Here is a 12108-nt window from a genome sequence, read left to right on the forward strand (position 1 = left end):
GTTCCCGATCAGCGTCCGGTCTGCCGAGCGCTCGGTGCTCAGCGTTCGGTCTGCCGAGCGCTCGGTGCTCAGCGTTCGGCGAAGACGGGCTCCCAGCGCCCGGCGTCCCCGTCGTTGCCCTTGCGGAAGCCGCTGAGGGGGACGGTCTTGTCGCTGCCGATGGTGACCTTCACAAGCCGCTGGTGGAACTCGTTCTTTCCGTTCGGCGCGATGTCCCAGGCGATCAGCGAGGTCTCGCCGGCCCAGGCGAGCAGTTGCTGCCCGCGCACCTCGGTCTTGCGGCCGGTGCGGGCGTCGACGACATAGGAGGACGTCTTCCACTTCTCACCCGCGAAGCCACCGGCGACCAGCCTGCCGCTGGGCGACTGCCACGCGTCGACGAACCACTCCACATGCTTCTGGTCCGCCGGCACCTCTACCTCGGCGCCCGTGAAGTCGTAGAACTGCTTGCCGATGTCTCCCATGGGGTTCCCGGACCAGACATGCCTGCCGTCGGGGCTGAGTGCGAAGTCCTGGCGGGCGTTGAGGAAGCCGTCGCCCATGGGATCGTCCGGGTCGCTCGCGAGCTTGACCTCGCTCCAGGAGCCCTTGCCGGAGGCCACCTCGAGGACGTAGAAGCCGGTACGGGTCGACGGCTGCTTCTGGTCCCAGAAGTCGGAACCCTCCGTCTTGACCAGCTCGTCGGGATTCTCGCCGTAGGTCGTCGCGACCAGCTTCAGACCGTCGCGCGAGAACGAGAGTCCGGCGACCTTGTGGTCGACCGGGATCCACCGCGCGACCTTGCCGGTGGCCAGGTCGAGCAGGCCGATCCGCGAGGCGGGCAGGTTCCGCTCCAGTACGGCGGCGGTCTTCATGCCCGGGGCGACGGCGACGTAGGACCACTGGGTGGTCTTCATGTACCTGTCCGTCTTCTGGTCCAGCAGCCAGTAGTCGCGGACGCGTTCGGCCTCGCCGGCGGAGTGCTTGACGATCCGCGGCACGTAGTACGCGGCCAGTGCCGTGTTCCCCGCCGCGATCAGCTCGCGCGGCGGCGACTGGTCCGGGTGCGCGATGTCCTTGTCCTTCTGTACGACGTCCGCGGGCCGCACGTCCTCCTTCCCGGAGTCGAGCAGCGGCACCGCCACGCCGATGGCGACCACCGCGGCGGTGGCCGCGGCGACGGAGGCGATCCGCCGGGTGCGCCGACGCCGGCGCACCACCAGGACCCGGTCGGCGAGCCCCGGCCCCGCCGACGTCTGTTCGTCGGCCAGCTCCCGCAGGGAGTCACGCACGAGTTCCTCGACGTTCACGGTCGCACCTCCACGGGCGAGAAGTCACGGGACGGCTGCGACTCGACGTCGGCCGGGCCCAGGGCCGCCAGCTCGGGCGCGAGCGCGCGCAGCCGGGCCAGCGAACGGTGCGTGGTGGACCGTACGGTGCCCACGGAACAGCCCAGGACCCGGGCCACGTCGGCCTCCGGCAGGTCCTCGAAGTAGCGCAGCACCAGCACCATGCGCTGCCGTGCCGTCAGCCGGGCCAGCGCCCCGCGCATCAGCAGCCGTAGCTCCGCGGCGGGCGCGTCGTCCGGGCTCGCCCCGGTCTCGGGCGGCTCGGCGACGGTGAGTTCGCGCCGGCGCCACTTCAGCCGCCAGCGACTGATCTGCTGCCGGTACAGGATCTGCCGTACGTACGCCTCCGGCTCGTCGATGCGATGCCAGCGGTCGGCCGCCTTGACCAGCGCGTTCTGCAGAAGGTCCTCCGCGGCGTGCCGATCGCCGCCGCTCAGCAGCACCGCGGTCTTCAACAGCGCCGACGACCGGTTCTCCACGAACTCCCGGAACCTGTCCTGCGCTTCGGCATCCATCGTCACCTTCTCTTCCCCCGGGCCGGCCCGCCGCCCGCCTCTCCTACCTCTGATGACGCGTGCGGCGGACGCCCGCTATGCCGGCACACAGAAAAAGTTTCCGGGAACGGCCCGGGGCCCGTACCGCATCCACTGCGGTACGGGCCCCGGCCCACGCTGTACACGGTGCTACCCGGTGCTGCTCAGCCCTGCCCGGTGCGCGATCAGCCCCACTTGTACCCGTCACCGAAGAGCAGGAAGTGCTCCAGCACATCCTCCATCGGATCATCCACCTGCCCCACGTTGACCAGCCCGATGCGGGGACCGTTGTGCGAACCCGTGTTGGTCTCGTCGGCATACGCGCTGCCCGCCGGCAGCCAGCACACCGCCCCCACGGCCAGCGCCCCCACGACCAGGCGCAGCACGGCCCTGGTCCGCGCACTCGTCTTCCCTCGACCCGTCATCGGTCCTCATCTCGTCGGTTCGGCGTGTGATCGGAAACTGCGTCCAACCGTTCATCTGCCTGGACCGGGGTGAGGTCACGTGGAGTAACCCGTACGGGAACGCGCGGGGTTGCCGCCGGGCGGGGTCAGTTGTGGCTGTGCAGGATCTCGTTCAGGCCACCCCACACCGCGTTGTTCGGGCGGGCCTCCACCGTGCCGGTGACCGAGTTGCGGCGGAAGAGGATGTTGGAGGCGCCGGAGAGTTCGCGGGCCTTGACGATCTGGCCGTCGGGCATGGTGATGCGGGTGCCGGCGGTGACGTAGAGGCCGGCCTCGACGACGCACTCGTCGCCGAGCGCGATGCCGACGCCCGCCTCGGCGCCGATCAGGCAGCGCTCGCCGATGGAGATGATCACGTTGCCGCCGCCGGACAGGGTGCCCATCGTCGAGGCACCGCCGCCGATGTCGGAGCCGTCGCCGACGATGACGCCCGCGGAGATGCGGCCCTCGACCATGGAGGTGCCGAGGGTGCCGGCGTTGAAGTTGACGAAGCCCTCGTGCATGACGGTGGTGCCCTCGGCGAGGTGCGCGCCCAGGCGGACCCGGTCGGCGTCGGCGATGCGGACGCCCTTGGGGGCCACGTAGTCCGTCATGCGCGGGAACTTGTCGATGGAGGTCACCTGGAGGTGCAGGCCCTCGGCGCGGGCGTTCAGGCGGACCTTTTCGACGTCGTCGACGGCGACCGGGCCGAGCGAGGTCCAGGCGACGTTGGCGAGGAAGCCGAACTGACCCTCCAGGCTCAGGCCGTGCGGCCTGACCAGGCGGTGGGAGAGCAGGTGCAGGCGCAGGTAGACGTCGTGCGCGTCGATCGGCTTCTCGTCGAGCGAGGCGATGACCGTACGGACCGCGACCACCTCGACACCCCGGCGGGCGTCCGGCCCGATCGCCGCGGTGGCGCCGCCGCCGAGCAGCTCCGCGGCCTGCTCGGCGGACAGCCGCTCGCTGCCGGACGGGCCGGGCTCGGCGACGAGCTCGGGCGCGGGGAACCAGGTGTCGAGAACGGTGCCGTCGGCGGCGATCGTGGCGAGGCCGGCGGCCACGGCGCCGGTGGTGCGAGGAGCAGTCGTGTCGGTCATGAGGGCAACCTAACCGGCGGGGGGCCGCCCGGGCCAACCGACGGGAGGGGCGTCTCAGGGTGCGGGCCATCGGCGACCGAGGCGAGGTGGGTGACCAGCTGCCGTGGAGAGCCGGTGCCGCGCTGCCGGGGATGCATGGTCAGCACATCACGCGCCGCAGCACGTCCCGCGCATACCCCTCGTCATACGGCACCTCGGTCAGCAGCACCTGCAGACAGATTCCGTCCATCAGCGCCACCAGCGCCCGCGCCGTGACCGCGTCCGTACGGCGGGACAGCCGATCGGCGAGATCCTGTGCCCACTCGGCGGCGACCGGGCGCAGGGCGGGCCGGCGCAGGGCGGCGAGGTAGAGCTCGTACTCCAGCTCCACGCCGGTGCGGTCGCCCGCCAGCCACTCGCCCATCCAGCCGGCCAGCTCGGCGGCCAGGTCGGTGTGCGGGTCCTCCAGGGCGCCGCGCGAGGCGATGACCTTGGCGAAGCCCTCGTTCGCCTGGCGCAGGGCGGCGACCAGCAGGTCGTCGAGGGTCTTGAAGTGGTACGTCGTGGAGCCGAGCGGCACGTCCGCCTCGGCGGCGACGGTGCGGTGGCTCAGCCCGGCGATGCCCTTCTCCCCGACCACCCGGATGGCCGCGTCGATGATCCGCTGGCGTCGCTCGGGGTCGTAGCGCCGGGGCATCAGTGCGCACCGCCCAGGTTCAGCACGACCACACCGACGATGATCAACGCGATGCCGGCGGCCTTGACGGCCGTCATCCCCTCCCCCAGGAACAGGATCCCGATGCCGGCGATGGCCGCGGTGCCGACGCCGGCCCAGATCGCGTAGGCCGTGCCCACGGAGACGGACTTCAGCGTCTGGGCGAGCAGCGCGAAGGAGACGAGGTAGCCCAGGGCGGTCAGCAGGGACGGCCAGAGCCTGCTGAAACCGTCGCTGTACTTCATGGCGGTCGTGGCGGCCACCTCGGCCGCTATGGCTCCGGCGAGCAGCAGGTATCCCATGTGTACGATCGTACACAACGTTGCGTACGGCTGTACACAAAGGCTGCTCCGGCCGCCCCGGCCGCCCCAGCGAGCGCGACCGTCAAGGCCGCCGAGACATCGATGTGGATACGGCTCGTTCCAAACAGCTGCTCCAACACCCCTGCACCCACTAGTGTTCCACCGTTCACATACCGGGCCTTCGCAGCCGCGGCCGTTGTCGCGTGACGCCGCTGGAGGAACAGCGCATGCCAGAAAACAAGTCCCGGCCCCCTCAGGACCAACCTTGGGAAAACGGCTGGGCCCCGGACACCTCCCGGGCGCCGGGGACGCGGCGCCTGTGGCTGGCGGGCATGATGGCGGTGGCGACGATCGTCGCCTGCGCCACGGCCATCGTCATGACGGACAGGGCGCCTGACGCACAGTCACGTTCGGCGCCGGCCGACGACAACGCGTCGTTCCCCGGCCTGATCTCCTTCGCCACCCCGTCGGAGACTCCCCCGACGGGCAAGAGCGGCCTGGCCACGGACGAGGCGACGACCAGGGCACCCCGCCAACAGGAGGCCGGCACGCCCAAGCCCGCGCCGAAGCCCTCCAAGTCGTCCTCCCATGAGGCGAGTTCACCGGCCGCCCCGAAGCCCCCGGCCATCACCTGGCGCTCCGTCCGCTCGGTCAACTACCCCGACCGCTACTGGCACGTGAGCGGCGGCTACGTGGCCCTGGACCCGGTCCGCGGCTCCGAATCCCGCGAGGACTCGACCTTCAAACAGGTCAAGGGCCTGGCCGACAGCTCCTGTTACTCCTTCGCCACGAGCGACGGCAGCTACCTCCGCCACCGCAACTTCGTCCTGCGCGCCGAACGCGGCGACGGCTCCTCGCTGTTCGGCCGGGACGCCACCTTCTGTCCCCGCGGCTCGTCCTACTCCGGCGCGATCATGCTGGAGTCGGTGAACTACCCGGGCTACTTCCTCCGCCACAAGAACTTCGTCGTCCGCCTCGAACGCTTCGAGTACAGCTCCCTGTACCTGGCGGACTCGTCGTTCCGACTGGTGGGCGGACTGGCCTGAGCAGCTGGCCCGGCCCGAGCGCACAGGAAAGCGGCGGCACCCTGAAGGTGCCGCCGCTTTCCCGCGCATGGGGGTCCTCAGACGTTGAACCCGAGCGCCCGAAGCTGCTCCCGGCCATCGTCCGTGATCTTGTCCGGGCCCCACGGCGGCATCCACACCCAGTTGATGCGCAGCTCGCTGACGAGACCGTCCGTGGCGGACTTGGCCTGGTCCTCGATGACATCCGTCAGCGGGCAGGCCGCCGAGGTCAGGGTCATGTCGAGCGTGGCGATGTTCGCCTCGTCGATGTGGATGCCGTAGATCAGGCCGAGGTTGACGACGTCGATACCCAGCTCGGGGTCGACGACGTCGTACAGCGCCTCGCGGACCTCTTCCTCCGAGGCCGGCTTCATCTCAACGGTCTCGCTCATGCCGTCTTCCTTTCGGCGTCGGCTCCGCCCAGCACCTGGGCCGTCGCGTCCTTCCACGCCATCCAGCTCAGGAGGGCGCACTTGACCCGGGCCGGGTACTTGGAGACTCCGGCGAACGCGACCGCGTCCTCCAGGACCTCCTCCATGGCGTCGTCGGGCTCGATCTTCCCCTTGGACTGCATCAGCTCCAGGAAGGTCTCCTGGATCTTCTGCGCGTCGGAGAGGTCCTTGCCGACGAGGAGTTCGTTCAGTACGGACGCGCTCGCCTGGCTGATGGAGCAGCCCTGGCCCTCGTACGAGACGTCCTCGATCTTCGTGCCGTCGTACTTCACACGCAGGGTGATCTCGTCGCCGCACGTCGGGTTCACGTGGTGCACCTCGGCGTCGCCATCCCTCAGACCACGCCCGTGCGGGTTCTTGTAGTGGTCCAGGATGACTTCCTGGTACATCGAATCCAGCTTCATGCGATCGCTCGTCCCGTCCCGTCAGCCGAAGAAGTTCCGTACGTGCTCCAGGCCGTCCACCAGAGCGTCGATCTCGGCCGGCGTGGAGTACAGATAGAACGACGCTCGCGTGGTCGCAGGAATTCCGTAGCGCAGGCAGACCGGGCGGGCGCAGTGGTGGCCGACCCGGACCGCGATGCCCTGCTCGTCGAGGACCTGGCCCACGTCGTGCGGGTGGATGTCGCCGAGCGTGAAGGAGATCGCGGCGCCGCGGTCCTCGGCCGTCGTCGGGCCGATGATCCGCAGGTCCGGGACCTCCCCGAGCCGCTTCACCGCGTACTCGGTGAGCGCGTGCTCATGGGCGAGGATCTTGTCCATGCCGATCGAGTTGAGGTAGTCGATCGCCGCGCCGAGACCGATCGCCTGCGAGATCGGGGGCGTGCCCGCCTCGAACTTGTGCGGCGCCGGGGCGTACGTCGACGAGTGCATCGACACCGTCTCGATCATCTCGCCGCCGCCGAGGAACGGAGGCAGGTCCTCCAGCAGCTCCTGACGGCCCCAGAGGACGCCGATGCCGGTCGGGCCGCACATCTTGTGGCCGGTGAAGGCCACGAAGTCGGCCTGGAGCGACTGCACGTCCATCGGCATGTGGGGAGCGGCCTGCGAGGCGTCGATGCACACCAGCGCGCCGACCTCCTGTGCGCGGCGCACTATCGCCTCGACCGGGTTGAGCGTGCCCAGGATGTTCGACACCAGCACGAAGGAGACGATCTTCGTCTTCTCCGTGATGACCTCGTCGATGTTGGACAGGTCGAGACGGCCGTCGTCGGTGAGACCGAACCACTTCAGCTTCGCGCCCGTGCGCTGCGCCAGCAGCTGCCACGGCACGATGTTGGAGTGGTGCTCCATCTCCGTGATGACGATCTCGGTCTCGTGGTCCACGCGGTAGGGCTCGTCGGCCCAGCCGAGCATGTTGGCCACGAGGTTGAGCGACTCGGAGGCGTTCTTGGTGAAGATCACCTCGTCACGGCTGGGCGCGTTGATGAACTCCGCGACCTTGTCGCGCGCGCCCTCGTACAGCGCCGTGGCCTCCTCGGCGAGGACGTGCACGCCACGGTGGACGTTGGCGTTGTGCTGCTCGTAGTACTCGGAGAGCACGTCGAGCACCTGGCGCGGCGTCTGCGAGGTCGCCGCGTTGTCCAGGTACACGAGCTTCTTGTCGCCGTGGACGACGCGGTCCAGGATCGGGAAGTCCTTGCGGAGCGCCTCGGTGTCGAGGAGGCCCGGCAGCTGTGTCACGCGGATGCGCCACCCTTCGTGTAGGCCTCGTAGCCCTCGTTCTCCAGCTTGTCGGCGAGTTCGGCGCCGCCGGACTCCACGATGCGACCGGCCGAGAAGACGTGGACGTAGTCGGGCTTGATGTAGCGCAGGATGCGCGTGTAGTGGGTGATCAGCAGGGTGCCGACCTCGCCGGTCTCGCGGACCCGGTTCACGCCCTCGGACACGACGCGCAGGGCGTCGACGTCCAGGCCGGAGTCGGTCTCGTCGAGGATCGCGACCTTCGGCTTGAGCAGCTCCAGCTGAAGGATCTCGTGGCGCTTCTTCTCACCGCCGGAGAAGCCCTCGTTGACGTTGCGCTCGGCGAAGGACGGGTCCATGTTGAGGCGCTCCATGGCCTCCTTGACCTCCTTCACCCAGGTGCGCAGCTTGGGGGCCTCGCCGCGGATGGCGGTGGCGGACGTACGCAGGAAGTTCGACACGGACACACCCGGGACCTCGACCGGGTACTGCATCGCCAGGAACAGGCCCGCGCGGGCGCGCTCGTCGACGGACATCTCCAGGACGTCCTCGCCGTCGAGGGTGACGGTGCCGCCGGTGATCGTGTACTTCGGGTGACCCGCGAGGGAGTAGGCGAGGGTCGACTTGCCCGAGCCGTTGGGGCCCATGATGGCGTGCGTCTCGCCCTGCTTCACGGTGAGGTCGACGCCCTTGAGGATCTCCTTCGTGGCGTTGTCGGCCTCGACGGTGACGTGCAGGTCTCGGATTTCAAGCGTTGCCATGGGTGCCTCAGGACTCCTGGGTGAGGGAGACGAGAACGTCGTCCCCTTCGATCTTTACGGGGTATACGGGGACGGGGCGCGTCGCGGGGAGGCCGGACGGCTTGCCGGTGCGCAGGTCGAACGCGGAGCCGTGCAGCCAGCACTCGATCTGGCAGTCCTCCACCTCGCCCTCGGAGAGCGAGACGTTCGCGTGGGAACAGATGTCGTGGATGGCGAACACCTCCCCCTCGGTCTGCACGACCGAGACCGGCGTGCCGTCGAGTTCCACCCGCTTCGGGGTGTCCTCCTCCAGCTCACTCAGCCCACAGGCGCGTACGAAAGCCATCAGACCGTGGCCTCCAGCTCCTCGTCGATCTTCACGAGAAGGCGTTCCTGGATGTCGTCCACGCCGATCTGCTGGACGAGTTCGGCGAAGAAGCCGCGGACCACCAGGCGACGGGCCTCGTCGGCGGGGATGCCGCGGGCCATCAGGTAGAAGAGCTGCTCGTCGTCGAAGCGGCCGGTCGCGGAGGCGTGGCCGGCGCCGACGATCTCGCCGGTCTCGATCTCCAGGTTCGGCACGGAGTCGACACGGGCACCGTCGGTCAGAACCAGGTTGCGGTTCATCTCGTACGTGTCCGTGCCCTCGGCCTTGGCCTCGATGAGCACGTCACCGATCCACACGGCGTGCGCGTCGTCGCCCTGGAGCGCGCCCTTGTAGGCGACGTTGGACTTGCAGTGCGGGGTGTTGTGGTCGACCAGGAGGCGGTGCTCCTGGTGCTGGCCGGCGTCCGTGAAGTAGAGGCCGAAGAGCTCGGCCTCGCCACCGGTGCCGGCGTAGGCGACGCGCGGGTGGAGGCGTACGAGGTCGCCGCCGAAGGTGACCACGAACGACTTGAAGGTGGCGTCCCGGCCGATCAGCGCGTTGTGCTGGCCCACGTGCACGGCCTTGTCGTCCCAGTCCTGGACGGAGACGACGGTGAGCTTGGCGCCGTCGCCCAGGATGTAGTCGACGTTGGCGGCGAGCACCGCGTCACCGGTGTGGTCGATGACGACGACGGCCTCGGCGAAGGCTCCGAGCTCCACGACCTGGTGGCCGTAGGCGACCCCGCCCGTGCCGTGCACGGCGATACGGATCGGCTCGGTGAGGACCGTCTCCTTGGGGACGGTGACGACACCGGCCTTCTCGAACGCCGAGTACGCCTGGGCGGCGACGCGGTCCACGGGGGTGCCCGCCTTGCCCAGGCGGGCGTCGTCACGGCCGACGGTCTCGACGGTGACGCCCTCGGGGGCCTCGACGGTGACCTGCAGGCCGTCGCCGGTCGCCACGGCGGTGCCGTCGTGCAGCCCGCGCAGGCGCTCCAGCGGGGTGAACCGCCACTCCTCCTCACGGCCGTGCGGGACCGGGAAGTCCGCGACGTCGAAGGACGGGGGCACGCTCATGCGCGTGGCGACGGTCGACTCGGCGGCCACCGCGATCTGGCCCGCGGTGGTGGACCCCACGGGGATGTTCTGAGCCTCAGCCATGGCTGTCGGTCTGCTCTCTTCCTACGTCAGAAATTGCTGGCTGCTGTCGAGGGCGGGTCTTAACCGACCGCGCCTTCCATCTGCAGCTCGATCAGCCGGTTGAGCTCGAGGGCGTACTCCATCGGCAGCTCCTTCGCGATGGGCTCGACGAAGCCGCGCACGATCATCGCCATCGCCTCGAACTCGCTCAGACCGCGGCTCATCAGGTAGAAGAGCTGGTCCTCGGAGACCTTGGAGACGGTGGCCTCGTGGCCCATGGACACGTCGTCCTCGCGGACGTCCACGTAGGGGTACGTGTCGGAGCGGGAGATGGTGTCGACGAGCAGCGCGTCGCACAGCACGTTGGACTTCGAGCCGTGGGCGCCCTCGCCGATCTCCACCAGACCACGGTAGGAGGTACGGCCGCCACCGCGGGCGACGGACTTCGACACGATGTTGGAGGACGTGTTCGGCGCCATGTGGACCATCTTGGAGCCGGCGTCCTGGTGCTGCCCCTCGCCCGCGAAGGCGATGGAGAGGGTCTCGCCCTTGGCGTGCTCGCCCATCAGGTAGACGGCCGGGTACTTCATCGTCACCTTGGAGCCGATGTTGCCGTCGATCCACTCCATGGTCGCGCCCTCGTAGGCGACGGCGCGCTTGGTGACCAGGTTGTAGACGTTGTTCGACCAGTTCTGGATGGTCGTGTAGCGGCAGCGGGCGTTCTTCTTGACGATGATCTCGACGACCGCGGAGTGCAGGGAGTCCGACTTGTAGATCGGGGCCGTACAACCCTCGACGTAGTGCACGTAGGCACCCTCGTCGACGATGATCAGGGTCCGCTCGAACTGGCCCATGTTCTCCGTGTTGATACGGAAGTAGGCCTGGAGCGGGATCTCCACGTGGACGCCCGGCGGGACGTAGATGAAGGAGCCGCCCGACCACACGGCGGTGTTCAGGGAGGCGAACTTGTTGTCACCGACGGGGATGACGGTGCCGAAGTACTCCTTGAAGAGCTCCGGGTGCTCCTTCAGCGCGGTGTCGGTGTCGAGGAAGATGACGCCCTGCTCCTCCAGGTCCTCGCGGATCTGGTGGTAGACGACCTCGGACTCGTACTGGGCCGCGACACCGGCGACGAGGCGCTGCTTCTCCGCCTCGGGGATGCCGAGCTTGTCGTACGTGTTCTTGATGTCCTCGGGCAGGTCCTCCCAGGACTCCGCCTGCTTCTCCGTGGAGCGTACGAAGTACTTGATGTTGTCGAAGTCGATACCGGAAAGGTCCGAGCCCCAGTTCGGCATGGGCTTCTTGTCGAACAGGCGCAGGCCCTTGAGACGAAGCTTGGTCATCCACTCCGGCTCGGACTTCTTCGCGGAGATGTCCTTGACGACATCCTCGCTCAGACCGCGCTTCGCAGAGGCGCCGGCTTCGTCGGAGTCGGCCCAGCCGTATTCGTACTTACCCAGACCCTCGAGCTCAGGGTGGGCAGTCTCCTCGATGGGGAGAGTCATGCGGGGTTCCTCCCGGCCGTGCTTGCGGATGCGTTGTCGCTGTGAACTTGCGTGTGGGAAATCTTCGGGATGAACGTCGTGCAGACGCCGTCGCCGTGCGCGATGGTCGCCAGTCTCTGGACGTGCGTTCCGAGCAGCTCGGCGAAGATCTCCGTCTCCGCCTCGCACAGCTGGGGGAACTGCTCCGCGACATGGGCGACCGGGCAGTGGTGCTGGCAGAGCTGCTCGCCTTTTTGAGGGAGGGGCGCGCTGCGCGCCGTAGCAGCGTACCCGTCCACGCTCAGGGCCTTGGCCAGCGCTTCGGTGCGCTCATCGGGGCTGACGGCCTCGATCGCCCTGCGGTACACGCTCGCCTGGGCGGCGATCCGGGCCCGGGCGAAGGCGGCGACCGCCTCCTGCCCGCCCTCGCGCTCGGCGATCCACTTCAGGGCGTCCGCGGCGAGCTTGTCGTACGACTGGTCGAAGGCGTCGCGGCCGCAGTCGGTGAGCGCGAAGACCTTGGCGGGACGGCCACGCGTGCGCGTGCCGTACACCCGCTGTTCCCGCGCCTCCACGACATCGTCCGCGACCAGCGCGTCCAGATGCCTGCGTACGGCGGCCTGGGTCAGACCCAGCCGGCCGGCCAGCTCCGCGACGGTCGACGGCCCGTGGTCCAGGATGGACCGCGCGACCCGGTTGCGCGTGGAGCGCTCCCCGGTCGCGAGTTCCTCCTGAGGGGCCCCCGTGGGGGTCTCCCGAGCCTCGCCGACGTTTTTCACAACG

At 68.9% G+C, this 12108-nt stretch carries 15 protein-coding genes; 1 reads left to right on the forward strand and 14 read right to left on the reverse strand.

Annotation, left to right across the window (positions count from 1 at the left end):
- Positions 1-68: 68 nt before the first annotated feature.
- The 6 genes from ABIE67_RS12230 to ABIE67_RS12255 form a co-directional block, all read right to left on the reverse strand.
- Positions 69-1289 (reverse strand): WD40 repeat domain-containing protein, encoded by a 1221-nt coding sequence (locus tag ABIE67_RS12230; protein WP_370256488.1) that lies wholly within the window; start codon positions 1287-1289, stop codon positions 69-71.
- The gene (locus tag ABIE67_RS12235) at positions 1286-1843 is read right to left on the reverse strand and encodes a SigE family RNA polymerase sigma factor (protein ID WP_370256489.1); all 558 of its coding nucleotides are present in this window, start codon (positions 1841-1843) and stop codon (positions 1286-1288) included. The genes ABIE67_RS12230 and ABIE67_RS12235 overlap by 4 nt, the downstream gene beginning before the upstream one ends.
- Positions 1844-2046: 203 nt before the next feature.
- On the reverse strand, positions 2047-2286 hold the full coding sequence (locus tag ABIE67_RS12240; protein WP_370256490.1) for a hypothetical protein: 240 nt from the start codon (positions 2284-2286) through the stop codon (positions 2047-2049).
- Between the two features lie 125 nt (positions 2287-2411).
- Complete coding sequence (dapD, locus tag ABIE67_RS12245; RefSeq protein ID WP_370256491.1) at positions 2412-3401, reverse strand: 2,3,4,5-tetrahydropyridine-2,6-dicarboxylate N-succinyltransferase; 990 nt, start codon at positions 3399-3401, stop codon at positions 2412-2414.
- Positions 3402-3540: 139 nt separating this feature from the next.
- The gene (locus ABIE67_RS12250; protein ID WP_370256492.1) at positions 3541-4077 is read right to left on the reverse strand and encodes a TetR/AcrR family transcriptional regulator; all 537 of its coding nucleotides are present in this window, start codon (positions 4075-4077) and stop codon (positions 3541-3543) included.
- The gene (locus tag ABIE67_RS12255) at positions 4077-4397 is read right to left on the reverse strand and encodes a multidrug efflux SMR transporter (protein ID WP_370256493.1); all 321 of its coding nucleotides are present in this window, start codon (positions 4395-4397) and stop codon (positions 4077-4079) included. Before ABIE67_RS12255 ends, ABIE67_RS12250 begins: the two co-directional genes overlap by 1 nt.
- 227 nt (positions 4398-4624) lie before the next feature.
- On the opposite strand from ABIE67_RS12255, the gene ABIE67_RS12260 reads away from it, so the two are divergent.
- Entirely contained in the window at positions 4625-5443 is an 819-nt protein-coding gene (locus tag ABIE67_RS12260) for an AbfB domain-containing protein (RefSeq protein WP_370256494.1), read from the forward strand.
- A gap of 77 nt (positions 5444-5520) precedes the next feature.
- Here ABIE67_RS12260 and ABIE67_RS12265 read toward each other — a convergent pair whose 3' ends face one another.
- From ABIE67_RS12265 to ABIE67_RS12300, 8 genes are read right to left on the reverse strand one after another with little or no spacing between them, the layout of a single operon-like run.
- The gene (locus tag ABIE67_RS12265; protein WP_053670670.1) at positions 5521-5853 is read right to left on the reverse strand and encodes a metal-sulfur cluster assembly factor; all 333 of its coding nucleotides are present in this window, start codon (positions 5851-5853) and stop codon (positions 5521-5523) included.
- Positions 5850-6317 carry a Fe-S cluster assembly sulfur transfer protein SufU gene (gene sufU, locus ABIE67_RS12270; protein WP_030049075.1) on the reverse strand — a complete coding sequence of 156 codons (468 nt, stop codon included), beginning with the start codon at positions 6315-6317 and terminating at the stop codon, positions 5850-5852. The genes ABIE67_RS12265 and sufU overlap by 4 nt, the downstream gene beginning before the upstream one ends.
- 21 nt (positions 6318-6338) lie before the next feature.
- The gene (locus ABIE67_RS12275; protein ID WP_370256495.1) at positions 6339-7595 is read right to left on the reverse strand and encodes a cysteine desulfurase; all 1257 of its coding nucleotides are present in this window, start codon (positions 7593-7595) and stop codon (positions 6339-6341) included.
- Positions 7592-8356 (reverse strand): Fe-S cluster assembly ATPase SufC, encoded by a 765-nt coding sequence (sufC, locus tag ABIE67_RS12280; protein WP_093907212.1) that lies wholly within the window; start codon positions 8354-8356, stop codon positions 7592-7594. The genes ABIE67_RS12275 and sufC overlap by 4 nt, the downstream gene beginning before the upstream one ends.
- Positions 8357-8363: 7 nt before the next feature.
- Positions 8364-8681: a non-heme iron oxygenase ferredoxin subunit gene (locus tag ABIE67_RS12285; protein ID WP_030948995.1), complete on the reverse strand. Its 318-nt coding sequence runs from the start codon at positions 8679-8681 to the stop codon at positions 8364-8366.
- On the reverse strand, positions 8681-9862 hold the full coding sequence (gene sufD / locus ABIE67_RS12290; protein WP_370256496.1) for a Fe-S cluster assembly protein SufD: 1182 nt from the start codon (positions 9860-9862) through the stop codon (positions 8681-8683). Before sufD ends, ABIE67_RS12285 begins: the two co-directional genes overlap by 1 nt.
- A 59-nt stretch (positions 9863-9921) precedes the next feature.
- On the reverse strand, positions 9922-11346 hold the full coding sequence (gene sufB, locus ABIE67_RS12295; RefSeq protein ID WP_128437113.1) for a Fe-S cluster assembly protein SufB: 1425 nt from the start codon (positions 11344-11346) through the stop codon (positions 9922-9924).
- Entirely contained in the window at positions 11343-12104 is a 762-nt protein-coding gene (locus ABIE67_RS12300; RefSeq protein ID WP_370256497.1) for a helix-turn-helix transcriptional regulator, read from the reverse strand. The genes sufB and ABIE67_RS12300 overlap by 4 nt, the downstream gene beginning before the upstream one ends.
- Positions 12105-12108: the final 4 nt, after the last annotated feature.

This window comes from Streptomyces sp. V4I8 (assembly GCF_041261225.1).
Lineage (GTDB): Bacteria > Actinomycetota > Actinomycetes > Streptomycetales > Streptomycetaceae > Streptomyces.

Excerpts from the sequence above, each read along its gene's own strand:
- ABIE67_RS12235 (WP_370256489.1), bottom strand. The coding sequence starts at position 1,843 with ATGGATGCCGAAGCGCAGGACAGGTTCCGGGAGTTCGTGGAGAACCGG.
- ABIE67_RS12240 (WP_370256490.1), bottom strand. The coding sequence starts at position 2,286 with ATGACGGGTCGAGGGAAGACGAGTGCGCGGACCAGGGCCGTGCTGCGC.
- dapD (WP_370256491.1), bottom strand. The coding sequence starts at position 3,401 with ATGACCGACACGACTGCTCCTCGCACCACCGGCGCCGTGGCCGCCGGC.
- ABIE67_RS12250 (WP_370256492.1), bottom strand. The coding sequence starts at position 4,077 with ATGCCCCGGCGCTACGACCCCGAGCGACGCCAGCGGATCATCGACGCG.
- ABIE67_RS12255 (WP_370256493.1), bottom strand. The coding sequence starts at position 4,397 with ATGGGATACCTGCTGCTCGCCGGAGCCATAGCGGCCGAGGTGGCCGCC.
- ABIE67_RS12260 (WP_370256494.1), top strand. The coding sequence starts at position 4,625 with ATGCCAGAAAACAAGTCCCGGCCCCCTCAGGACCAACCTTGGGAAAAC.
- ABIE67_RS12265 (WP_053670670.1), bottom strand. The coding sequence starts at position 5,853 with ATGAGCGAGACCGTTGAGATGAAGCCGGCCTCGGAGGAAGAGGTCCGC.
- sufU (WP_030049075.1), bottom strand. The coding sequence starts at position 6,317 with ATGAAGCTGGATTCGATGTACCAGGAAGTCATCCTGGACCACTACAAG.
- sufC (WP_093907212.1), bottom strand. The coding sequence starts at position 8,356 with ATGGCAACGCTTGAAATCCGAGACCTGCACGTCACCGTCGAGGCCGAC.
- ABIE67_RS12285 (WP_030948995.1), bottom strand. The coding sequence starts at position 8,681 with ATGGCTTTCGTACGCGCCTGTGGGCTGAGTGAGCTGGAGGAGGACACC.
- sufD (WP_370256496.1), bottom strand. The coding sequence starts at position 9,862 with ATGGCTGAGGCTCAGAACATCCCCGTGGGGTCCACCACCGCGGGCCAG.
- sufB (WP_128437113.1), bottom strand. The coding sequence starts at position 11,346 with ATGACTCTCCCCATCGAGGAGACTGCCCACCCTGAGCTCGAGGGTCTG.